This window comes from Chitinophaga sp. W3I9 (assembly GCF_050434025.1).
Lineage (GTDB): Bacteria > Bacteroidota > Bacteroidia > Chitinophagales > Chitinophagaceae > Chitinophaga.
The window spans coordinates 4834547-4858123 of record NZ_JBNPWC010000001.1 but is presented as its reverse complement, the minus strand read 5'-3'; the positions used below and the strand labels follow the sequence as shown (position 1 = coordinate 4858123).

At 48.6% G+C, this 23577-nt stretch carries 22 protein-coding genes; 12 read left to right on the top strand and 10 right to left on the bottom strand.

The window, feature by feature from the left end; genetic code table 11:
* Positions 1 to 267: 267 nt before the first annotated feature.
* Positions 268 to 1404, top strand: a complete 1137-nt coding sequence (locus QFZ51_RS19915) for a redoxin domain-containing protein (RefSeq protein WP_429048263.1) — start codon at positions 268 to 270, stop codon at positions 1402 to 1404.
* Positions 1405 to 1488: 84 nt separating this feature from the next.
* On the opposite strand, the gene QFZ51_RS19910 is transcribed toward QFZ51_RS19915, so the two are convergent.
* From QFZ51_RS19910 to QFZ51_RS19895, 4 genes are all read right to left on the bottom strand, one after another.
* The gene (locus QFZ51_RS19910; RefSeq protein ID WP_429048261.1) at positions 1489 to 1908 is read right to left on the bottom strand and encodes a VOC family protein; all 420 of its coding nucleotides are present in this window, start codon (positions 1906 to 1908) and stop codon (positions 1489 to 1491) included.
* A gap of 107 nt (positions 1909 to 2015) precedes the next feature.
* Positions 2016 to 3122 (bottom strand): ABC transporter permease, encoded by a 1107-nt coding sequence (locus tag QFZ51_RS19905; protein WP_429048260.1) that lies wholly within the window; start codon positions 3120 to 3122, stop codon positions 2016 to 2018.
* A gap of 10 nt (positions 3123 to 3132) precedes the next feature.
* On the bottom strand, positions 3133 to 3900 hold the full coding sequence (locus tag QFZ51_RS19900; RefSeq protein WP_429048259.1) for a DUF1295 domain-containing protein: 768 nt from the start codon (positions 3898 to 3900) through the stop codon (positions 3133 to 3135).
* Positions 3897 to 4877, bottom strand: a complete 981-nt coding sequence (locus tag QFZ51_RS19895) for an NAD-dependent epimerase/dehydratase family protein (RefSeq protein WP_429048258.1) — start codon at positions 4875 to 4877, stop codon at positions 3897 to 3899. The genes QFZ51_RS19900 and QFZ51_RS19895 overlap by 4 nt, the downstream gene beginning before the upstream one ends.
* Positions 4878 to 5006: 129 nt before the next feature.
* Here QFZ51_RS19895 and QFZ51_RS19890 point away from each other — a divergent pair, with 129 nt between their 5' ends.
* The 4 genes from QFZ51_RS19890 to QFZ51_RS19875 all read left to right on the top strand — a co-directional run bounded on the left by QFZ51_RS19890 (position 5007) and on the right by QFZ51_RS19875 (position 8247).
* Positions 5007 to 5834, top strand: coding sequence for a helix-turn-helix domain-containing protein (locus QFZ51_RS19890; protein ID WP_429048256.1), 828 nt, complete (start codon positions 5007 to 5009; stop codon positions 5832 to 5834).
* Positions 5835 to 6141: 307 nt separating this feature from the next.
* Entirely contained in the window at positions 6142 to 7047 is a 906-nt protein-coding gene (locus QFZ51_RS19885; protein ID WP_429048255.1) for an SMP-30/gluconolactonase/LRE family protein, read from the top strand.
* Between the two features lie 42 nt (positions 7048 to 7089).
* Complete coding sequence (locus QFZ51_RS19880) at positions 7090 to 7452, top strand: hypothetical protein (protein WP_429048254.1); 363 nt, start codon at positions 7090 to 7092, stop codon at positions 7450 to 7452.
* 159 nt (positions 7453 to 7611) lie between these two features.
* Positions 7612 to 8247, top strand: a complete 636-nt coding sequence (locus tag QFZ51_RS19875; RefSeq protein ID WP_429048253.1) for a murein L,D-transpeptidase catalytic domain-containing protein — start codon at positions 7612 to 7614, stop codon at positions 8245 to 8247.
* Here QFZ51_RS19875 and QFZ51_RS19870 read toward each other — a convergent pair.
* Positions 8230 to 9234: a phosphotransferase enzyme family protein gene (locus QFZ51_RS19870; protein WP_429048251.1), complete on the bottom strand. Its 1005-nt coding sequence runs from the start codon at positions 9232 to 9234 to the stop codon at positions 8230 to 8232. The two genes, QFZ51_RS19875 and QFZ51_RS19870, sit on opposite strands and share 18 nt — an antisense overlap.
* Before the next feature lie 49 nt (positions 9235 to 9283).
* Entirely contained in the window at positions 9284 to 9820 is a 537-nt protein-coding gene (locus QFZ51_RS19865) for a GNAT family N-acetyltransferase (protein WP_429048250.1), read from the bottom strand.
* A gap of 51 nt (positions 9821 to 9871) precedes the next feature.
* Here QFZ51_RS19865 and QFZ51_RS19860 point away from each other — a divergent pair, with 51 nt between their 5' ends.
* The gene (locus QFZ51_RS19860) at positions 9872 to 10537 is read left to right on the top strand and encodes a YiiX family permuted papain-like enzyme (RefSeq protein ID WP_429048249.1); all 666 of its coding nucleotides are present in this window, start codon (positions 9872 to 9874) and stop codon (positions 10535 to 10537) included.
* Between the two features lie 41 nt (positions 10538 to 10578).
* Here QFZ51_RS19860 and QFZ51_RS19855 read toward each other — a convergent pair whose 3' ends face one another.
* Together QFZ51_RS19855 and QFZ51_RS19850 are read right to left on the bottom strand one after the other, a co-directional pair.
* Positions 10579 to 11022, bottom strand: a complete 444-nt coding sequence (locus tag QFZ51_RS19855) for an SRPBCC family protein (RefSeq protein WP_429048248.1) — start codon at positions 11020 to 11022, stop codon at positions 10579 to 10581.
* Positions 11023 to 11055: 33 nt separating this feature from the next.
* The gene (locus QFZ51_RS19850; RefSeq protein WP_429048246.1) at positions 11056 to 11385 is read right to left on the bottom strand and encodes an ArsR/SmtB family transcription factor; all 330 of its coding nucleotides are present in this window, start codon (positions 11383 to 11385) and stop codon (positions 11056 to 11058) included.
* A 151-nt stretch (positions 11386 to 11536) separates the two neighbouring features.
* Between QFZ51_RS19850 and QFZ51_RS19845 the strand changes: the two genes are divergently transcribed.
* Genes QFZ51_RS19845 through QFZ51_RS19835 form a run of 3 tightly spaced genes read left to right on the top strand, consistent with a single transcriptional unit; the run spans position 11537 to position 13538 of the window.
* Positions 11537 to 12310: a GDSL-type esterase/lipase family protein gene (locus tag QFZ51_RS19845; RefSeq protein ID WP_429048245.1), complete on the top strand. Its 774-nt coding sequence runs from the start codon at positions 11537 to 11539 to the stop codon at positions 12308 to 12310.
* A gap of 11 nt (positions 12311 to 12321) precedes the next feature.
* A complete protein-coding gene (locus QFZ51_RS19840; protein ID WP_429048243.1) occupies positions 12322 to 13221 on the top strand; it encodes a DUF6929 family protein in 900 nt (299 codons plus the stop codon).
* A 14-nt stretch (positions 13222 to 13235) separates the two neighbouring features.
* Positions 13236 to 13538, top strand: a complete 303-nt coding sequence (locus QFZ51_RS19835; protein WP_370910820.1) for a hypothetical protein — start codon at positions 13236 to 13238, stop codon at positions 13536 to 13538.
* A gap of 43 nt (positions 13539 to 13581) precedes the next feature.
* Here the strand turns inward: QFZ51_RS19835 and QFZ51_RS19830 are convergent, their stop codons facing one another.
* Entirely contained in the window at positions 13582 to 15990 is a 2409-nt protein-coding gene (locus tag QFZ51_RS19830) for an FtsX-like permease family protein (protein WP_429048241.1), read from the bottom strand.
* 484 nt (positions 15991 to 16474) lie between these two features.
* On the opposite strand from QFZ51_RS19830, the gene QFZ51_RS19825 reads away from it, so the two are divergent.
* The 3 genes from QFZ51_RS19825 to QFZ51_RS19815 are packed head-to-tail and all read left to right on the top strand — an operon-like array spanning position 16475 to position 23080.
* Positions 16475 to 19675, top strand: a complete 3201-nt coding sequence (locus QFZ51_RS19825) for a SusC/RagA family TonB-linked outer membrane protein (RefSeq protein WP_429048240.1) — start codon at positions 16475 to 16477, stop codon at positions 19673 to 19675.
* 12 nt (positions 19676 to 19687) lie between these two features.
* Complete coding sequence (locus QFZ51_RS19820; RefSeq protein WP_429048238.1) at positions 19688 to 21160, top strand: RagB/SusD family nutrient uptake outer membrane protein; 1473 nt, start codon at positions 19688 to 19690, stop codon at positions 21158 to 21160.
* Between the two features lie 30 nt (positions 21161 to 21190).
* Positions 21191 to 23080 carry a CocE/NonD family hydrolase gene (locus QFZ51_RS19815; protein ID WP_429048237.1) on the top strand — a complete coding sequence of 630 codons (1890 nt, stop codon included), beginning with the start codon at positions 21191 to 21193 and terminating at the stop codon, positions 23078 to 23080.
* Here the strand turns inward: QFZ51_RS19815 and QFZ51_RS19810 are convergent, their stop codons facing one another.
* Positions 23081 to 23497: a hypothetical protein gene (locus QFZ51_RS19810; RefSeq protein WP_429048236.1), complete on the bottom strand. Its 417-nt coding sequence runs from the start codon at positions 23495 to 23497 to the stop codon at positions 23081 to 23083.
* Between the last annotated feature and the right edge of the window lie 80 nt (positions 23498 to 23577).

The following is a 23577-nucleotide window of genomic DNA, read 5'->3' as shown; positions in this document are numbered from 1 at the left end:
CAGTTCATTTAAATAATACAGACAGCAATCAGGTACTATGAGTAACTATCCGTTCAATTGTATTGTTCAAAAAACGGCGATAATTATCCGGTAGCTGGCTACGGGGTATTAGACGGTGGTAAGGCTAATTAGTTTATTATGACAATGTTAACTACTGTTAAAGCCGCGCAGGCGCCACTGTGTGGAATAAAAAAAACAGGAATGACGCTAAGATTCCGGTGCTTTCCTGCTTTATGTCTTCATATACCAACTATCTAAAGTTAATTTATGAAAATAGGGATGTTAATAGGAGCACTGGCATTGCCGGCCATGACCTTTGCACAGCAGGCATACACACTGAAAGGTAAAGTGGGGCAGGTGGAACCCGGCGCCAAAGCTTATCTCGACCGGCGCGTGAACGGGGAAACCTTCCTCGACTCGGCTGTTATCAAAAATGGCATGTTTGAATTTAAAGGCACGCTGAAATCGCCCTACCTGGCGATGCTGATGGTGGATCATAAAGGCACCGGTAACCACGGGCCGGACATGGACCGCCGCCTGCTTTACCTGGATAATACCACTTTTACCATTGCCGGCAGCGATAATATCAGCGATGCGGTGATCACCGGTTCCCCGGTAAATAAAGAACACGACCGTTACAAATTGTTTATTTCAGCCTATGATACTGCTATGGCAGGTATCAACAAGGATTTTGGAGCGGCTACCGAAGCGCAAAGAAATGATACCGCTTTCACCAATAACCTGAATACCCGCTTCCATGCTGCCATTGCTGAAAAGAAAGCTTTACAGCGCAGGTTTATCAGCGAAAATCCTAATTCCTTTTTCAGCATTGTAGCGCTGAAAGAGCTGGCGGTGATGAATAATATGAACCTGAAGGAGTTAACGCCGATGTACAATGGTCTCACGGCTGCGCTGAAGAAAAGCCCCGCCGGCCAGGAGTTTTACCAATCGATGGAAACTGAAAAGGCATTAGGCATCGGAGCGCCTGCGCCGGACTTCACCCAGAATGATATCAACAACAAGCCCGTGAAGTTATCGGACTTCAAGGGTAAATATGTGTTACTGGACTTCTGGGCTTCCTGGTGTGGACCCTGCCGTGCAGAAAATCCTAATGTAGTGGCTGCCTATAAGAAGTTCCATGATAAAAACTTCGTGGTGCTGAGCGTATCGCTGGATCAGCCGGGGAAGAAGGCTGCCTGGCTGGGCGCCATTGAAAAAGACGGTTTGCAGGACTTTGTGCATGTATCCGATCTTAAATACTGGGATAACGCGGTAGCGCGCCAGTATGGTGTTCGGGGTGTACCTACCAATTACCTGATTGCGCCGGACGGTAAAATTATTGCAAAAAACCTCCGTGGCGAGCAATTGGATAAACAACTGACGGGACTAATTGTCAACAAATAAAAGAAATGCTGTCCTATACCTGTCACAATGCAACAGCCGGTTCAGTGGAGTGAACCGGCTGCTTTATTTTCTTTTAAACGGGAATCAGCCTTTCTGGGCATAGTCGTAATTAATCAGCCAGGACACGCCATACTGATCGGTTAACATGCCAAAATAGGCATTCCAGGGAGCCTTGTTCATTGGCATGGTGGGCTGGCCGCCTTCCGACAAACCTTTAAACAATTTGTCTGCTTCCGCTTCACTTTCTGCCGCAATAGCCACAAAGAAAAGGTCGCCCAGGGTCCCTTTGCCATATGCGCCGGGCCTGTCGCTGCCAAACAGGAAAGAATCTTTACCGAGTGGTAGCGCCACGTGCATCACCTTATTTTCTTCGCCTTCCGCGCAATGCGCCATCTCTCCAAAGCGGGTGAATGTCTGGAATTCTTTGCCAAAAACAGCTTTGTAAAAATTAAAAGCCTCTTCACAATTGCCGTTGAAATTCAGGTAAGGATTAACTGCTGCCATGTTTTTATTTTTTATTTGTGTTTAATAAGATACCATAAAGTTAAGTTGCTGCTGTAAAGAAAGAGGTGGCCGGATACGACAATAAAAGGGGCAGTTGCGCCAATTTGTTATTCCCATTTGAACGACCGGATCGATAACCCGGCAATAAGTATACCCCATACGATCAGGCCCGCGAGTTGCAGCGGTATCTGCCAGATATGCAAACCTTCAAAGGCAATTTTGCGTAACCCGTCTACAAAAAAAGTTAGTGGCAACAATTCACAAAAAGTGCGCAACCATACCGGGTAATTATCTATCGGGAAAAATAATCCGCAAAGTAATATCTGTGGCACGGTAAGCGTATTAGCCACCGGCGCAATGGAGCTTTCATTGCGGATAATGCCGCTGATAATAAAACCGATGCCCATAAAAATCACCAATCCAAAAACAGAGAGCAGCAGCATTTCCATAAAGGTGAGGAGCCCGTTTACCAACGTAAACTGAAATGCAAAGTATCCCAGCGCAGTAATGATAATAAAGCAGATGACCTGGAATAATAAGCGGCTGAGCATTTCACCCAACAAGATGGCCGCACGGCTCACCGGCGTTACGTATATGCGTTTCAGTACCAGCGTATGCCGGAGGTTAAACAGGAGGAACGCAGAGCTGAATACGCCTGCCATGAGTAAAGAAAAGCCCAGTTGTCCCGGTAAAATAAAATCTATCTGGCGGTATACCCGTCCGGGTATATTCACCACCTGTATGGATGCCGGCGCCGGCTGATCCGGCAGTATGCGTTGGTTTACTTTGCTGGCCGCTTCCTGCAGCGCTGCCTGGATCAGCGGCATTTTATCCGCTACGGCGCTGCTTCCCAGCAGGTCTGTCCGGAACTGCGGCAGGCCGTTTACCACGGTGGGCGCATGAAGATAAAGCACGGCGGCGATCCTTCCTTTTTTCAGATCCGACAGCATCGCAGCAGAATCGCTGCCATAGGAGAGGTCGAAGATAGGGATGGCTTTAATGGCCGAATACATGGGATTGGCGCTGTCGCTGTGCGGCGATAGCCGGATCTTTACTTTTACAGCGGTGCTATCTACCATGGCGCCAAAAACCGTAACGAAAATAACGGGGAACAGGAGGGCAAATACAACGGAAGTAGGGCTTCGGAGCGTAGCAATAAGACTGGCTTTTGCCATCACCAATGCTGCTTTAAACTGACTGTACTTCTTTGCCATAAGCGGGTTGTTACCAGATAAAAGGAAGTAATGCTTTCCGGTTGGCCGGGTATTCCGGGAATTGTTGCTGATACCAGCGGTGGTTGGCCATTGCACGGGGCACCAGGTTGGCGCAGGTCCAGATAAAAAAGGCCAGCGCCGGCAGGCTCCAGGTAAGCAATGCAAAGCCTCCCCATTCAATAATTTCCCCCGCCAGGTTAGGAGAGGAGATGTATTTGAAAAGCCCCGCCTGTGGTATCTTATAACCGGTTTCATTTTTTTTCCTCAGGTGTATCAGCTGATAATCCGACCACCAGTTGATGAACATACCCGCCAGGAACAACAACAGGCCGGTGATAAACGACGGTGTAAAAAACGTGTTGTCGGGATAGTGGTTAAAAGCGGTAAACCAGATGCCCAGCAGGGAACCATTCACGGTATTAAACAGCATGGCCGACAACATAATCACCACCGGCATTTTTTTGCCTTTGGTACGTATCATAAACGGATATACGAAACTGCGGTGTACATAATGCAGCAGGAAAAGCAACACCATAACGCCGGCGGGGGAACGCCATGGAAAAGTACGGAGCGGGATCCATATAAGGAAGGTAACCAGCACGGTGGCTTCCATGAGCAGCCAGGCCAGTTTATTGGAGATCATAGGCCCCCATTTATCGCTGCTGTAGCGACCGTAAGGCGCCTCCCTGCGTAACAGGTAAATGCCCGCGCCAATACCGGTAAGCGCCCAGCAACAAACAAAAACAACATAACCTGGTGATGGTAAATAGTCAATCATTTGATAGCGCCTGTTTGTTTGAACCAATCAATGGTATCCCAAAGGGTTTCCGTAAAAGGCCGCGGCCGGAAATTGAGTTCAGCAGCGGCTTTTGAATGATCAATTTTTTTGTTGCTGTAAATCAGGTTGTACACCGACTGCCGCGTATAGAACGGCGGTCCGCCGCTGATCACTGCCAGCATTCTCACAAATGGCAGCATGCTGAATACAAGCCATAAAGGTACTACCCGCAGCGTTACCGGCCGTGCTTTTATCCGGCCAACTTCCCTGTTCAGGCTCACGAGTGATACCCATTCGCCGCTCAGAAGGTATACAGCGCCGGCGGTTCCCCGCGTTAATGCGCTTGCAATGGCCCCGGCCACATCCCTTACATCAACGAAATCAACACCACCGGGAAAAAGAGCCGGTATTTTTTCTTTATACATATTAATGATGGCTTTACCTATCAGCGATGGTTGCCGGTCGAACGGCCCCATTATGGCTGTTGGCGCCAGCACCACCACTTCCATGCCACTGCCGTTATATTCCAGCACAATGGCCTGCGATACCGCTTTGGAATAGTCGTAACCGTGCCGCGTGGTATTTACCACGCCGCGGCTTTCATTCATCGGTTCATCATAGGGCGCCTGGTTGTAAGCAGTAACGGAACTGAGGTGAATGAATCTTTTAACGCCGGCTTGTTGTGCGGCGGCGGCCAGCAGCCGCGTGCCCTCCGTATTGATGTGAAAAAGGGTTTTATCGGGCCGGTCATCTACCGAAATGACTGCCGCCAGGTGTATCACAGCATCCGCACCTGCTACGAGCTGGCGGATAGCCGCTTCGGCTAACAGCTCCCCCTGTACGAAAGTTATGCCCTCCGGGGTGGTTTCCGGCAACGGTTTCCGGGTAAGCAACCGCAGGGTATGACCTTCGGATAAAAGCAGCGGCACCAGCACACTGCCTATATAGCCGGAAGCTCCGGTCATCGCAATTTTCATCTTTAAATATAAAATAAAATTAACCCGTATAAGATAACGCTTATAGGTAGCATTGGTTGTCTTTTTTAATATTTGTATATATTTGTTTCAGCGGATCACAGTACTGAGCACCTATAGCCGCACACATCCATGAAATCAAAAAGTTACAAACCACATCCGGCCCTGAGGGATCTCGTGAGTTATTTTGGCATCTACGAAATAGATTTTAGCCAAAACAAGGCGCTGTCAAACATTTACAGGTTTGTGCCCGCCTATCAGCGGTTTATTATTTTTTACCTGGAAGATCCTATCAAAGTATTGAAGGCCGGTCACAGCGACTATGTAACCAAAACCGTTTGTGTGACCATCGGGCCGCAGGAGCAGCCGGTAACCCTGGATATGGGACGCCGCCACCTGGCGCTGTGCATAGGCTTTCAACCCGGTGGCCTGCACCGCCTGCTGAGGATTCCCATGTCTGAAATATATGACCAGGATTTTGACACCCGCCTGCTGATGGGTAATGAAATTGATGAAATCACCGAACGGTTGAAAGAAGCCGACGATTGGGGGCACATGATAAGTATCGTTGAGTTTTATCTGCTTAAAAAAATATCCCAGGTAAAGCCGATCCTGCCGTTGGACAAAGCAATGGCTGCCCTGGTGACCACCGGCGGTAACGGAACGATAGAAGCCCTGGCGTCGCTTGCCTGCCTCAGCCTGCGGCAGTTTGAACGGAAATGTACCGAACGGCTGGGAATGCCACCCAAGCAATATGCCCGGCTTATCCGCTTCTGTAAAGCCTATCAACTGAAAGAACTGTTTCCCGAGAAAACCTGGACCGAAATTGCTTACAAAAGTGGTTATTATGACCAGATGCACTTTATCCGCGACTTCAAAAAATTTGCGGGCATAACCCCTTCCTTTATGCATGAACAGGAACTCACCAACACCATACGGCTCCATAAAATAATGGAATAAAGCAAAAGATGTCGCTTTTGTACTATGTCCCTGCCATTAATCACGATAATTTCGCTCCATCAACGTACGACCTTTCTCCATAGGAGTAGCATCCCCATACCGGAATAGAACGCCATTCTAAAATCGGGTAAAATGTCATCCAGCGTTGGTTACCCCAAAAAATCAATATCATGTTTACCTATAGGCGGGCTATTTACATAGCCGGCTCTGTAAATAAATATGATCTCCTCCACCAGCCCCTCTCTCCATCATTTTTTGAAAAATTCTCCGCAGGATTGATTACAATTGTAAAAATTGACGGAGCACTATGCGGTTAAAATTTTATTCCACGTTACTACTGGCTACCTGTTGCTACCTTGGTGCAGGTGCGGTTACAAAAGATACCCTTCCGCCCACAGTGGCTAAAGATGCCCGGCTGAAGCTGGTTTCAAAACAATTCGACTTTACAGAAGGCCCTGCGGCCGATAAAAAAGGGAATATCTATTTTACAGATCAGCCTAACAATAAGATCTGGAAATATGATACCAAAGGGAAGCTGTCTGTTTTCCTGAAGGAAGCAGGCCGGGCCAACGGGATGTATTTTGATGGGAAAGGCAACCTGGTAGCGTGTGCAGATGAGCAATACGAGTTGTGGTCCATCTCTCCCAGTGGAAAAATAAAAGTGCTGGTAAATAATTTCGGCGGTCATAAGTTCAATGGTCCCAATGATGTTTGGGTGGCCCCTGGCGGTGGTATGTATTTCACGGATCCTTATTATCAGCGTGATTACTGGTTGCGCAGGAAACCCGATATGAAAGAAGAAAATGTTTACTACCTGGCGCCCGGCGCAAAAGAAGCGGTGGTAGCCGCGGCAGATATTAAGAAGCCTAATGGTATTATCGGTACGCCCGATGGAAAGCTGGTATACATAGCAGATATCGGCGACGGCAAAGTTTACCGCTATAACGTACAGGCAGATGGCCGTTTAACCGGTCAATACCTCATGGCGGAGAAAACAACGGATGGCATTGCACTCGATGAACAAGGCAACCTTTATCTCTGTGGAAACGGCGTTACCGTCGTTAACAAAAACGGTCAACAGATCGGGCAGATCCACGTGCCGGCAGAATGGACCGCCAACGCCTGTTTTGGCGGGAAAGATAACAACATCCTGTTCATCACCGCCGGTAAAGGCATTTATACGATCCGTATGAACGTAAAAGGCGCTGAATAACACCCGGAAGTTGTAATATTGCGGTCAGAAAAAATTATGATTATGTCAGTTGCGATGGATATCATGCGTGCCCTGGATCCTGCGGGATTAGAAAGGTTTAAGATCAACCTGGATACACCCGCACAACCTGAAAAGATAGGAGAGGTGTGGACGCTGAAAGTAGTGCCTTTTGAACAAACCGAATCTGCCCGGAAAGCCTTTAACCAGCAGTTTGATAATAACAGGACCGCTAAATCATGGGTAGTGGAAAATAAGGCAGAAGCCATTGCAGTGGTACAGGAATTATACCTGCAATACGCAGATAAACTGCCGCAGCCCTTTGATGAAACGCAACTGCACATCGGTCATTATCCTCCCACCGGCCGTTACTCGATCCTCATTCATGTCAAAGATATCTGGGAATAGCGCGGATTTTGTCTTGGCTCAGGATTACGCTGATTATACTGATTAGCCGGATTTTTACTGCTGGATTTTTTTTGTTTTAATAATTAAGGGAGATAAAAGCGGATTATCGCAATTTTTACGGATGCTTATGGAAAATGTGTGGTGCTGCATCTGACAAGCATGATACGGTTCAAAGCATGGAGCGTTTTGCTGTTGGCAGCACTTTTATTTGCCGCCTGTAAAGAAAAAAATACCACTACACATTCAATACCATCATTGCTGCCTGCTCCGCAGGAGCTTGTAATGGCGCCTGATGAAGCACGGCTGCACGAAAAGGCAAAAGCGTTGCAACAGTATGCCGTGAAACATGGTTATAATACCTGTTACGCTTTCCTGGTAGATTTTAGCGTGTTTTCCGGTGGCAAAAGATTTATCTGTTACGATCTGCTGCATCATAAAATAAAAAGCAGCGGCCTGGTGGCGCATGGCCAGGGACCGGATTTCAGAGCGGAAAAGGTGGTGTTTTCCAATGTATCCGGCAGCCGCTGTTCTTCACTTGGGAAATATCGTATAGGCGGCAAGTATAGTGGCCGGTTTGGCACAGCGTATAAATTATATGGGCTGGATAGCAGCAACAGTCGTGCATTCGACCGGTTTGTAGTATTGCACAGCCACGCCTGTGTGCCCGCAGCTGCACAGGATCAGGGTATTTGCCGCAGCGATGGCTGTCCTACACTGAACCCTGCTTATTTCGACACGCTGCAACCTTATATAGATACCTCTTCCCGTCCTTTGCTGTTATGGATTTACCAGTGATGCGTTCTGTAGATACAGGTCGTAATACCGTTTTACCAGCACGTTGATAAATCTTTTAAGATAGGCTTCGTTTAAGAAAGAATTAGACCAGTTGTGATACCGGTCGCACTGAACACCCAGGTAAAAGAAATACATGCATACGCCCAATGCCGGGATCAGTCTTTGCTCCTCCGCACTGAGAGGGGTGATAGCCGTATAACCTTCAAGGAAACGGTCTATTTTAACCTGGCACTCCGGCATATCGCGGATCAGGCTATGGAGTTGCAGGATATAGTAAGCCACATCCAGGCATTGCCAGCCGTTTCCGCAGAAGTCGAAATCGAAGAGCGTAATTTCCCCGTCCGGGCGGATATTCATATTATCAAACCAGATGTCCATATGCACCACGCCCTGCCGGATGGCAGCCAGATCGGCATCTTTCAGCACCTGTAAAAGATGGGCCTGTGCAGTAGCCATGAACATCATTTCAGGGGTATCGGCCGGCAGGAATTTTTTAAGCAACTCCAATGGTTCCACCAGCAGGTTTTGCGCGGTATAAATAACCCTGCTCAGGGTAACGGGCTGTGTAAGTTGGTGCATGCGGGCCATCACCATACCGGCTTTTACATGTAACTCATCATCATAGTGCAGTAATTTTTCTCCTTCTGCAAAAGAAAATAATACGCCATACCGTTCGCCTTCCGGTGCAGGGAGGGTTTGTATAAAGCCGCCCTGTTTGTCGGCCAGTGGCCACGATACCGGGACGCCGCCTTCTTTAAGCAATAGCAACAACCGGAGCTCTTCGGAAATATCGAGGCGGGTTCTCCAATGCAGACTGTACACGCGGAAAATATATTTGCCGGCGGAAGTGGTCACCTGGTAAGTATCGTTCACGCCTGATTTAATGAGATGGCAGTCGGCGCTGTCCGCCACGTTGTAGTGTGATTGCACGAACAGCGCCAGGTGCGGCGCGGAGAGATTGGAACTGGAAACCGGGAAATGACTCATGAACCGCGCTTTGAAAATGAAAAAGGGTATCGAATATAGTGAAATAAATTTATTGCAGCTTATGCAGCGGCAGGTTTAACCGCATAATAAGATCCGTTTGCATTTCAGTTCCCAGCTGAAACGGATGCGTGGTAAAATCGGTAAAGCCGTTTTTACGGTAAAACTCAATGGCTTTGGTATTGTGCTCCCATACACCCAGCCACAGGAAAGGAGCGCGGGCTTCCATGGCAAGGGTCATGGCCTGGTTGAACAGCTGCTGACCCACTTTTTTCCCCTGGTGCGACTTTAAAACGTATATGCGTTCCAGTTCTACCGCCCGGCTGTTGTACAACTCAGATTGTGCAGATCTGAAGTTCACTTTCATATACCCGATCGGCTGATTTTTGAGCATGGCGAAATAAAATTCCGAATCCGGCTCACTCAGCTCTGCAGATAATTTGGCAATACTGAAATTCTCCTGCAGGTATTGTTTCATATTTTCCGGTGTATTGTCGGCTGCAAAGCTCTCCTGGAAGGTTTCCCGGGCTATCTGCTGTAACAGTTCCACTTCAGCTGTAATAGCCGGCACGATAAGTATGTCGTTCATTTTCTATGGGTTATATAATAATAGGATCTATTTTTACTTAAATTCGGGTTTATGTCAGGTCTCAAAAAAATTATACTTACAGTACTGGCGCTCACCATTGTAACGGGTACCTTACTGGCGGCGTCTTATATTTTCACGGGCAAACATCTCTCCAAAAAATTAACAGCTACATTTCCGGCTGTCCGGGAAGGGGATATCATTTTCCAGGTATCCCAGTCAGATCTGAGCACAGCTATTCAACAGGCAACACATTCCAAATATAGTCATTGCGGAATAATTTTTAAGAGAGATGATCAGTGGTTTGTATATGAGGCCTTACAACCAGTAAGATATACTCCGCTGATGCAATGGATTAACAGGGGAAAGGGCCGGCATTTTGTAATAAAACGGCTGAAAGATGCTGGTACCGTGCTCACACCAGAAGTGGTGGCTAAAATGAAAGTAGCAGGGGAGCAATACAATGGCAAGGACTACGACTTCTATTTTGGCTGGTCCGATGAACGGATCTATTGTTCTGAACTGGTCTGGAAAATTTATAAAGAAGGAACCGGCCTCGAAGTAGGCAAGCTGCAGCAGCTGAAAGATTTTGACCTGGGCAGTGCGGCGGTAAAGCAGCAAATGAAAGAGATCTACGGAAACAATATCCCGTTGTCGGAGAAAATTATTTCGCCAGTAAGCATGTTTGAATCCCCATTGCTCGTGACCGTGGCAGAATAAAGGAAACGCCTGATGAAACATCGTTCCATCAGGCGTTGCACTTAATTTGTTACCTGTTCTTTTTCCAGGAATGCAGGTAAAGAGGTACCAAGAATATAAGTCCAGCCTTCATTAAAGTTGCTGGCGGCAAAGGCAGGATCATTCGCTGCTGCGAAGCTGTGAATGCCGGTATGCGTTAGCACCAGTTTGGTTTTCCCACCTTGGGGAAACAGCTCCCACGTTACTTCCGATTCGCCGGGTTCGCCTTTGTACTTCCAGGTATAACTGAGTTTTTTACCTGGTATCACGTCTGTGATTTTACAAAGATGAACATATTGTTTGTTGTCTTTTTCTACTGTGAAGCTGAATTCAAATCCCTTTTCCGGCTTAAATGCCGCGAGATCAAAATACCATTGCTTCATTTTGTCTTTGTCTGTAATAGCTTCCCATACTGCATTAACGGGGGCGTCCAGGGTACGTTCGAATACCAGTGGTTTGTTACTCATGGTGGATTTTTTATTGATGAACGATTGACATGACTATTGTTTTTTCCTGCGGGACTTAGGTGATTTGGCCAGGTAGTTTTCCAATGCATCCAGTTTCTGTGTCCAGAATTCATGGTACTGGGCTGTCCAGTCGGCCACGGTTTTTAACTGCCTGAGATCTGCGCTGCAAAAGCGTTCACGACCATCCTGCCGGATGGTGACCAGCCCGCATTCCGTTAGTATCCGGATATGTTTGGAAATCGCCGGCCTGCTGATATCGAAGTTGTCAGCAATGGCGTTGAGGTTCAGAGAACTGTTGGCCAGTAACCCGATGATCTGCCGCCGGGTAGGATCTGCTATTGCCTGAAATACATCTCTTCTCACGGTAATTGTTTTTAAGTTATGTAACCTTTCGGTTACAAATATAAGTAACCATTTGGTTACGCAAAAATTTATTTCCGGGAAAAGTGTTTCAGGAAAAATGTTTTATTCTCAGGTGAAGGTGTTATTTTACAAGTTTGAAAGTTTTTATATCATGATGAGAATATTATCTGTCGCCCTTTGCTTCCTGGTACTCACCGCTGCCGGCGCGGCAGCGCAAAAGAAAAAGCTGGATATCGTGTTTATCGGCAACAGCATTACACAAGGCGGCGGCCTACAACACCCGTTGCAGGAAGCGCCCCCGGTAAAGGCCTGGGAATGGCTGAAACATGCGATGCCGGACCGGGAGATCCAATACAGCAACCAGGGCGTAAGCGGTTCTACTACGGTCGACTTCCTACCAGCTACCGGTCGTTTATTCAATAACGTGGTAGCGGCAGCAGATGCATTTAAAAACGATCAGCACGCGATCCTCCTGTTCTCTATGGTGCTAGGCACCAACGACAGCGCCATAGAAGGCCCCAACGGGTCACCGGTGTCGCCGGAGCAGTACCGGTTAAATGTAAAAGCCATACTGGACCAGCTGTTCACCAACTATCCCGGCTGTATCATCATTTTGCATCATCCCACCTGGTATAGTGCCAACACACAAAACAGTTCCCGTTACCTCGCAGAAGGACAGGCCCGTTTGCAGTCTTATTTCCCGGTGCTGGACGCTATTGTTGCCAGTTACCGCACCAGCCATCCACACCAGGTATTCACCGGTTATCGCGACGGGTTTAACTATTTTAAGAAGCACCCGGAACTGTTTATCCAGGAGCAGGGAAAAGCAGGCGTTTTCCAGCTGCATCCCAATGCAAAAGGCGCGGAAGTGCTGGGAACCTTCTGGGCACAGGCCATTAAGAAAGTAGTGAGCAGTTTAAAGTAATCACATATAGCATGAAAGGGGTCATCACACTCATCTGCACATTGCTGCTGCCCGATTTTCCTTCTGCCTCCGCAGTGGAATTTCATGACGGCAGGTTGTATCTCATAGGAGATGATGCCACCTGTATCCAGGTGCTGGATAAGGAGTACCAGGTCATTAAAAGTATTCCCATTCCCGGCATCAGCGGCAAGCGCATTGCAAAAGCGGAAAAGGCCGACTATGAGGCTTCCGCACTGATTAACCTGCATGGTAAAACCTACCTCATGGCCTCCGGCTCCCTGGCAACGGAAAAGCGCCGTCAGCTGATGCTGCTGCCGCTGCCGGATGGCGACTCCGCCGCTATGCAGTTTATTCCCTATCCGCCGGATTTTACCACGCAACTGCTCAACAGCGGGATCAATGAACTGAATATAGAAGGTGCCGCCGTGGTAAACAATACGTTGCTGCTGAGTAACCGCGGTAACGACACCTGGCCGCAGAACCAGCTGGTGCTAACGGTCCCCGGCTTCTGGGAACAGGCATCACCGGCGGTTAACGTAGTACCGTTTACGTTACTAACGCCAACGCCTGTATTTACCGGCATATCGGAACTTTGTTACGTGGCGGAAAAGGACCTGTTACTGTGTACCTTTTCTTCCGAAGCCACTGCCAATGCTTACGACGATGGCGCTATCGGCGACAGCTATATTGGCTGGATCAGTAATATCTCCCGTAAATTATCACAAACCACCCTTACGCCGGATGGCATGCTCAATTTAACAGCAGCAGATCCCGCTTTCAAAGGAGAGAAGATAGAAGGTATTTGCCTGGAAAGCGTACAGGATAACATCCTCACGCTTCACCTGGTATCAGACAATGATGCCGGCGCCAGCCGGTTGTTTAAAGTAAGTTTTACCATTACTGCAAACTAAATAATCTTACCACTATGGATATACAATTTGATGAACGGACACTTTATGTGAAATATGATGAAGATATTGATAACACTATCTTCTGGGATGATGTAACCTATATTGCCGGATACAAAGTATATGCGTACCCCGGAGAAGCAGCCTTCCTGGTGTTTAAAACAATGGAGGGCGAAACCCTGGAAGTGTCCGATGAAATGAGCGGCTGGCTGGAACTGCTGGGCGGCTTACATACCATCTTTAAATTGCCCGCAGGCTGGGAAGAACAGCTGGCAGACAGTGAACCGGATGGCGACGATATCGTGTTTTATACAAAATAGATAGCAAAGGCCCGTACTTAGACAGTACAGGCCTTTGCCGCAATTATTCTGCCTGCAGGCTGTTCACTGGATTGGCCAGCGCTGCTTTTACCGCCTGGAAACTAACCGTGATCAAGGCAATCAGCAAGGCGCCTCCGCCGGCGACGATAAATACCCACGCATTCAGCGGCACGCGATAAGCGAAGTGCTGTAACCAGCTGCTCATGGCCCACCAGGCCACCGGAAATGCAATAACGGCGGCCATTACCACCAATGCCAGGAAATCTTTCGACAACAGTTTTACAATGCCCGTTACGCTGGCGCCCAACACTTTCCGGATACCAATTTCTTTGGTCCGCTGTGCAGCCGTGAAAGAAGCAAGGCCAAATAGCCCAAGACATGCAATGGCAATAGCAAACAAAGCAAAGACCATAAACAGTGATCCCAGTCGTTGTTCCGCCAGGTATTGCCGGTTAAATGCTTCATCCTGGAAAAAATAATTGAAAGAAAGCGAAGGAACCACCGACTGCCACGTCTTTTCCAGTCTCCCTACAGTAGCAGCCGCATTACGGGTATTCATCTTCACACTGATATAATTCAGCCAGTAAGGATCATAAAAAATGGCCAGCGGCGTTACCCCGCGTTGAAGCGAAGTAAAATGAAAATCTTTATATACGCCGCATACAGTACCCCATCCGTAATCAAATTCATGCCCCAGCGCATCTTCGGGTTTCTTCCAGCCAAAGAAGGGGAGGGCCGCTTCATTGATCATGATATCGCCGCTTTTCTGGCTGGTGTCCGGCGTCATGTTAACTAACCTGCCTGCCAGCAACCGGATATTATAAGTACGGAAAAATTCATTGTCGGCCGACAGCAGCCTGGTGTCGGTTTGCTTTGTCTGGTCGCCTTTCAGCCGGAAAAGGTTATTGCCAAACTCCTGGCCGGGCACATTACCGGAGGCGCTTACTGAAATCACGTCTGCCTGTCCCCGGAATTTTTCGAGGAGCGTTTTAATATTGGCAGTGGCATCTTTCCCGGTAACGGGAATCACCAGTACCTGCGACTGGTCAATGCCCAGATCGAAGCTTTTCATAAATTGCAGCTGCCGGTGCACCACGATGGTGGCTACAATGAGCAGGATGGAAATAGCAAACTGGGTTACCACCAGCACATTGCGCAGCGAATGCGTTTTCTTTTGCGCACCATACCGTTGTATAATACGCATGGGGTTAAATCCTGAAAGTATAATAGCCGGATAGATGCCGGCCAGTATGCCGATGCCCACACTGATGCCAAGACCCGCGCCAATGAGCGATGGCCGGAACAACTGTGACACCGTAAAAGTTTTATCTGCAATATGATTGAAAGAAGGCAGCAGCACGACTATTAAAACAGCCGTAAGCACGAATGCCATTACGCTCATCATCAGCGCTTCAATCATAAACTGCAGCATCAGCTGGGAGCGGTTGGCGCCAATCACCTTTCTTACGCCCACTTCCTTAGCCCTGCTGCTGGCGGTGGCAGTAGCCAGGTTAATGAAATTGATGCCGGCGATCAGCAGGATGAATAACGCTACGAAAGACAATACCCGCACATATAATATATCGCTGTTTTTACTGAGCTCATACCGGAGGTTTGAATGCAGGTGAATAGTAGTAAGCGGCTGGATGAAATGCGTATATACCTGGTTGTTAGCCTTTATTTCATCGCCCACATACTGGTAGGCGATGTTCCTGATCTGCTTTTCAAAGGCTTCCCATTGCACGCCGGGTCTTAATTTAAAGAAGGTATGCGTCATGGTGCCGTGCCAGTTTTCCATGTTACGCCGGAACCATTGTTCGTTGCGGACGCTTACCGTGGAAATAACAAAATCCGGCCGGAAATAAGTATTGGTGGGCACATTTTTTAGCACACCCGTTACCCGGTAGTTCTTTTCGTTGATGGTTAATATTTTATTGAGATAGGTACTGACATTATTTTCTTTCCCGAAATATTTTTCCGCTTTTTCCTCCGTGAGCATAATACCATCCGCATTGTTCATCGCGGTGCGGGCATCACCTGCCAGCAAAGGATAGGGGAGCACTTCCAGCAGGGTACTGTCGGCAAAGTAGATGCCTTTCTCATTGAATTTTTTCTGCGCACCGCTGTTGCTGCTCACCGCTGTATTGCTGCCGTATTCAAAGATCCTTGTGGCGGTTGTTACCTGCGGATATACCAGCAGTGCCTGTCGCAGGAAACCTGATGTTTGGGCAAAGGCAATCACATCATTGGTTTGGGTTTTTACTTCCATGCCGGCGCGGTACACCTGTTCGTGCCCCGGTATCCAGCGGTCGTAGCTGTATTCATCAGTTACATACAACGTAATAAAGAAACAACCGGTAAGCCCCAGCGTGAGACCGGTGAGGTTTAACAGGCCATGTGTGAGATGCTTGCGGAAATTCCGCCACGCGATTTTAAATTGGTTGCCGAACATAGAAGAATGTTGAGGCTATTTCCGCGCTAAGAAAATGCCAATCTTCTGGTTATTGGTTATCAACACGTAATGTAATAACAACTACCATTACGTTGTCCGTTTTTACGGGAGAAGTGTTCATTTCCGGACAGGCAATGTTTTCCCTTTTCCCCGGGTTAAATGAGTTAAATTGATAGGGGCAATCCGCAACACGATAAATTTATCTACCGCAAAATAACTGCGGGGATGTTAGTCTATTGATTTGGTAGACTAAAAACTTGTTGTTACTTTTAACGCTGTAAACTGAAAATCTAATATCGCATCACCGGCCAATGAATGGTCCGCTGTTTTATAAACCGGCCCTGGTAAATCAACAGGTATCTGAAACGGTGCCTGTATGAATGCAGGCATGGCAACAACCTGCACAGGGCCTCAAAAATCACCTATGGACTCTATTTACTTTCGTTCTTTAAAAGAAAAATGGAGAAGCACACTATTGCTTCTTATGTTATTAACTCCCTTATACCTGGTTGCACAGGAAAAGCGTACAGGCGTTACCGGTACCGTGCAAAATGAAAAGCACGAAGCGCTGCCGGGCGTATCCGTCACCGCCAAAAATGAAGCCTCGGGCACCACGGTATCCACGCAAACCAATGCCGGTGGTACCTTTCGTTTTCCCGACCTGGTGGTTGGCGCCCCTTACAGCTTCCGGTTTACCTCTATCGGTTATGAGCCTGCGCAGCTGGGCAGCATTACTTTGCGGGAGAACCAGCCGGTGGCAGTTGTCCTGAAAGAATCCAGTTCCTCGCTTAACCAGGTGGTAGTGGTAGGATACGGCGTGCAACGCCGGAGGGAAATCACCGGCGCCGTAGCCTCTGTGCGGGCTGCCGATCTGAAGGACCAGCCGGTAACCAGCTTTGAACAGGCCATTGCCGGTAAAGTAGCAGGGGTACAGGTATTACAGAATACCGGCGCGCCGGGAGGCAGCATCAGCGTACGTATCCGCGGACTGAACTCCATCTCCGCAGGCATCGACCCGCTGTATGTGATCGATGGTATTCCATTGTCGAACGACCTGAAAAACTTACAGGGAGCTACGGACATGGTAAACATCACCGGGCAGGCATCTTTCCAGAAATCCCCTGATCCGCTCAGCACTTTAAACAGCGATGATATTGCGTCTATAGACATTCTCAAAGATGCCTCTTCCGCCGCCATTTACGGCTCCCGCGCTTCCAACGGCGTAGTGCTCATCACCACCAAAAAAGGGAAAACAAACGGTCTTCCGTCCTTTGGATACAGCATGTACGCCGGTTTTCAGCAGGTGAGTAAAAAAATAAAGCTGATGGATGCCTATCAGTGGTCCAAGTTCAGCTTCGATGCCAAGAACAACGCTTACCTGGATTTTAAACCTTCCGGCAGCATCACGGATGATAACGCCACAAGGGGCGGTTCCAATTACCAGATCGCACCGGAAATACTGCCTTACCTCGCAGGTAACCCCGGTCTCACCAACACCGACTGGCAGGATGCCCTGTTCAGAACAGCGCCTATTCAAAACCATACCCTGTCGGCCTCCGGCGGCAACGATAAATTCCAGTATTACATTTCCGGCAACTACCTCGATCAGCAGGGGATCATCCTGGGCTCCGGCTATAAACGGTATGGACTGAGAGCCAATCTCACTGCGGAACTTACTTCCCGTTTTAAGATAGGCGTTACCGTTAACCCCACTTTTGATCATTATGACCTCATCAACAGCGAAGGCCCCTGGACCTTTGACGGTATCCTCAGTAACGCGCTGAAAGCCTCGCCGGTATTCCCGGTGTATAATCCCGATGGATCACTGGCCACCAACCGGCAGAACGTATGGGCCTATGGCTACTCCGGCGGTGAAAACCCGGTAGCGCTGGCAACAAAGATCAAAGATAAACTGGATCACGTGCGTAACCTGGGCAGCGCCTGGGGAGAATATGAATTCATCAAAGGACTGAAATTTAAAACCTTCTTTGGTACAGATATCAATCACTTTAGCAGGAATTATTTCCGGCCTTCCGTACTGGGAAGCTACCGGCCCATCCAACAGGCGGCGCCTACTATCCCCAAAGGATCGGCACAAACGGCGTTATCTGTAAACTGGCTCTGGGAAAACACATTGAACTACCAATTCAATATCAGCGGCAAACACCGGTTTGATGTGCTAGCAGGATATACTTCCCAGAAGAATACCACCAAAGCCAACGAAACCTATGGTACCGGCTTCCCTAACGATGCCGTACAAACGTTGAATGCCGCCACCATTACCAGCGGCACCTCCACGGAATCGCAGTGGTCGTTGCTTTCCTACCTGGGAAGGGTTAACTATAACTACGACGATAAATACTTTGTGTCGGCCAGCATCCGCAGCGACGGATCTTCCCGTTTCGGCGCCAACAACAAGTGGGGCTACTTCCCCGCAGTATCAGGCGGTTGGCTCATCAGCAACGAATCTTTCTTTAAAATAAAAGCCATCTCCGAACTGAAGGCCAGGGTAAGTTATGGTACTTCCGGTAACTTCCAGATTGCCAACTACGCAGCATATGATCTGCTGGCTTCCAACGGTTATGTATTAGGCAACGGAAGCGGCACCGCGGTAAATGGCGTGGGACTGGCGCAACCAGCCAACCCCGACCTCACCTGGGAAAAAACGGTGCAGCTCAACGCCGGCCTGGATATCGGTTTGCTTTCCAACAGAGTTTACCTGAGCGCCGATTACTATCGCGCCACAACTTCCAACCTGCTGCTGGAAGTACCGGTACCACTGAGTTCCGGATTTGGTAAAGCGTTGAAGAACATTGGTAAGGTGCGCAACTCCGGTGTGGAATTCAGTCTCACTACCCGCAACTTTACCGGTGCTTTTACCTGGAACACCAGCTTTAATATTGCAGCAAATAAAAATGAAGTACTGCAACTCGGCGCCAATAATGCACCCATCATCTCCGACGGTGGTAACGGTACCATCTCACAGTTGTACATCACCAAAGTGGGCGCGCCCATTGGCAGTTTTTATGGTTATGTAAATGGCGGCGTATTCAAAAACCAGGCGGAAATAGACGCCTATCCGCATTATGCAAGCACCAAACCCGGCGATCGCAGGTTTGTTGACGTAACAGACGATAAGAAAATTGATGCGTCCGACAGAACAGATATTGGTAGCTACTTTCCAAAATTTATATGGGGACTCACCAACGAATTCCGCTATAAAGGTTTTGATCTCACCGTATCATTACAGGCTTCACAAGGTAATAAAGTGATGAACCTGCAACGTCGTTTCCTGTATAATAGTGAAGGGAATGCCAACCAGATGATCGCAGAAATCGGTTACTGGAAATCACCCACAGATCCCGGTGATGGCAATTCCATGCGGCCCAACAGGGTTACCACCGGCAACAGCACGCAGCCGAGTTCCTTCTTCGTGGAAGATGGTTCGTATGTGCGTTTACGTAATTTAACGATTGGTTATACGTTCAACCAGCGACTGTTTAATAATAAGATCCAGGGCCTGCGGGTGTACCTGTCGGGGCAAAACATTTATACCTGGACGGACTACACCGGTTATAACCCCGAAGTGAATGCACGGCCCGATGCGCCTTTGTCGCAAGGGGAGGACTACGGTACCTATCCGTTGCCCAGAACATTCACCGCAGGTATTAATCTTTCATTTTAAAAACAGGAACTTATGCAGTTAAATATTATAAAAGCAATAGCAGGCTTGTCGCTGGTAACGGTCATCACTTCCTGCAGTAAAAATTTCATCAACCTGCCGCCGGTATCCAATCAAACCACGGCTACCTTCTTTAAAACCACCGGCGATTTCCAGCAGGGTGTAAACGCTATCTATGATGGATTGCAGAACACGCGCAGCTACGGTAAGTCGGCCTACTACCTGATGGAAGTAAGAAGCGATAACACCGATATCCTTGACCGCGGCGCATTAGGCGGCGTGGCTTCACAGATCGACCTGTTCACCGAAACCACTACCAATCCATTTCTGACCGATGTATACGCAGGCGCCTATCTCACGATATCCCGTGCTAACGCAGTACTGGACCAGATAGATGCTGCCGCTATCCCGGATTCGGCCAAAAAACAATTCAGGGGCGAAGCCCTTTTCCTGCGGGCATTTGTGTACTTCGACCTGGTGCGGTTGTATGGCAAAGTACCGCTGGTAACAAGGGTGGAAACCACTACCGAGTCGCTGAACGATAAGCGGAATGACGTTGCAGAAGTATATGCGCAAATTGAGAAAGACCTGCAATCCGCCGCCACCCTGCTTCCTGCAGTGTATACTAACGTGAACGACTATGGGAGGGTAACCGCTGGCAGTGCCAATGGGTTGCTGGGAAAAGTATATGTTACGGAGAAGAAATGGAATGATGCCACCACGGTGCTGAAAAACGTGAACGGGTATACGCTGTTGCCGGATTACGCGGCCTTGTATAACCCGGCTGCCGGTATCAACGCGGAAGTGCTGTTTACCATCCGTTTTAAAAAAGGATTGAATCCCTCTGAAGGCAACTACTACTTCACCGACATGGTGCCGTTTTCTTTCTATTATAACGGTGTCGCCTATGGGGGATCTAACAACAACCGCCCCACACATGATATTGTGTCGGCTTATGAAGCCGGGGACAAAAGGCTGATTGCCTCACTGGACACCGTTTCGTATAAGAATGCCACTACTACGCAGCCCGGTAATTATGTAAAGAAATATTTAGATCCTCCCGGTGCTACCGGTGATGGCGGCAGCAGTTTCCCGGTATTGCGGTATGCCGATATCCTGCTGCTCCAGGCAGAGGCGTTGAACGAACAGGGGTATAGCGCTGCTACCGGCGCCAACAGTGCCTTTGGCTTCCTTAACCAGGTAAGGCGCCGCGCCGGACTGGGCGATAAAACACCGGCAGACCTGCCTAACCAGGCCACTTTCCGGGATGCGGTTTTTGCAGAGAGAAGGGTAGAACTGGCCTTTGAGAATAACCGCTGGTTTGACCTGGTCCGTTATTCAAAAGGACTGGCCATTATGCAGGCACACCTGAAAAACGAATATAATCTTACTACGCCGGCGCTTACGCCAGCCCGGCTATTATTTCCTATACCACAAAGCGAAATAGATATACATAACGATCCAGCCAATTTCCCTCAGAATCCTTGACGGTAGATGGTTTGAATTAAAAAGAGCAGGATGAAGCGATTTGTTTTTATGTTGCTGGGAGCATTTGCCGTGCTCCCGGCCGGGGCTCAGCATGCCGGAGACTCCGTATGGGTAAAGGAACATTATTATAAAGAAGAGCGGCAGATCCGCATGCGGGATGGCGTGCATCTTTTCACCGCTATCTATATTCCAAAAGACAGCAGTGAAAAGCATCCTGTTCTGATCACGCGCACACCTTATTCTGCCGCGCCTTACGGAGCGGAGCAGTTTACGCCTAATCTCTGGAATACTTACTGGAAAAGCTATGCAGAAGAAAAGTATATCATCGTGATCCAGGACGTCCGCGGCCGCTGGATGAGTGAAGGACAGTTTAAAGATATCCGTCCTTTTATCCCGGGGAAGAAGGGGCGCGAAATTGATGAAGCCAGCGATACGTACGATACCATCGACTGGCTGCTGGAAAATGTACCGGGCAACAATGGCAAGGTAGGCGCCCTGGGTATTTCGTATCCCGGCTTTTATACTACTATGGCGGCATTGAGCGGGCACCCGGCATTGAAGGCGGTGAGTCCGCAGGCGCCGGTGACCGACTGGTTCCACGGCGATGATTTTCATCACAACGGCGCTTTTTTCCTGATGGATTGCTTTGGCTTTTATACCAAAGGCTTTGGCTATCCGCATCCGTCGCCGGTATCTACAGCGCCTGTGCAGGCGTTGAAGCTGCCCTGCGCTGATAACTACAGCACTTTTCTGAAGATAGGGACCATCAGGAATTTTACCCGGCTAACCGGCGATAGTCTTGCTTTCTGGAAAGAACTCATTGCGCACCCGCAATATGACGGGTGGTGGAAGGAACGTGACCCGCGGAATTATGTAGCGCAAATAAAGCCGGCAGTGCTGGTGGTAGGCGGATTATTTGATGCAGAAGATTGTTATGGCGCCTGGAATTTATATAAGGCGATAGAGCAACAAAACCCGGCCACCCATTTCAATAGGGTGGTGATGGGACCCTGGTATCATGGGCAGTGGGCGGGCAATGATGGTGCGCGCCTGGGGCATGTTCAGTTTGGAAGTAATACGGCAACCTGGTACCAGGAGCAGATAGAAGTGCCTTTCTTTAATTATTATCTCAAAGGAAAAGGAAATCTGTCAGATCTCGCAGAAGCGAATATCTTTTTCAGCGGGGAAAACAAATGGCATCAGTTCAGCAAATGGCCGCCGGTGACAACGGAAAAGGAAATTTTTTTACGGCAGAATGGTGGACTGTCGTGGGATAAAGGTGGTACCGGCTTTAGCGAGTATGTGAGTGATCCGGCGCATCCCGTACCCTATACGCAGGACGTGCATTACATCCGTACAAGGGATTATATGACCGATGACCAGCGTTTTGCGTCGCGCCGTGCGGACGTGCTGACTTTTGAAACCGATACGCTTACGGACAACCTGACTATTGGAGGTCCTGTAACCGTTGATCTTCGTGTAAGCATAACCGGTAGTGATGCGGATTTTGTGGTAAAAGTGATAGATGTGTTCCCGGACGATTTCCGCTATGCGGATACGCCGCCGCCAAATAAAACCCGTGATGCCGGCGGGCCTTATCCGCTGGGTGGTTACCAGATGCTGGTACGGGGGGATATATTCCGCGGCCGTTTCCGGGACAGTTTTGAGAAACCTGCGCCTTTTATTCCGGGCAAAGTAACGCAGGTGAAGTTCCAGCTGCCGGATGTAGCGCATACTTTTCAGAAAGGCCACCGGCTGATGATCCAGGTGCAAAGCAGCTGGTTTCCTTTAGCCGACCGTAATCCGCAGCAGTTCATCAATATTTATGAAGCAACAGAAAAGGATTTTATAAAGGAAGCCATCCGTATTTATCATGATGAGGCGCATCCTTCCGGCATTATATTGCCGGTGCTGAAATGACTATATGCGGCGAAAGTAGATTTCAAGTTTCATCTGCCGTTTTTTATTTTTAAAGATTTCTTCATCTTCCCGGAAGATGACCAGTTCCTCGGGGTTCATGGTCCGGATTTTAAAGGTGATGCCATAGCCGCCGCCTTCCTGGAGCGTGAGTTCTTTGGTGCGACGGTCAAGCGTATAGGCCTCGTATCGCTGGCCCCCGTCTTCCAGCATGCCGTTATCTTTAAAAACCATTACGTCGTTAGGACTGAAACTGGAATCTGTTTTATCAAAAGTTTTTTTGCCGTCTTCTACGCAGCTCATCACCGATTTTACGGGTTGCCAGCGGCCGGTGATTTTCCCGTTTGTTTGGTTGGGCTTTGCATTGCTGCAGGCCATGGAGAGAAAACAGCTCACTATAAGCGAGTATATACTATTCATATTCCGTATCTTTAAATATCAACAAATTGTTCCCCATGCGTATAGATCGCTCTACGGCAATGGCGGTGTTTACAATTACT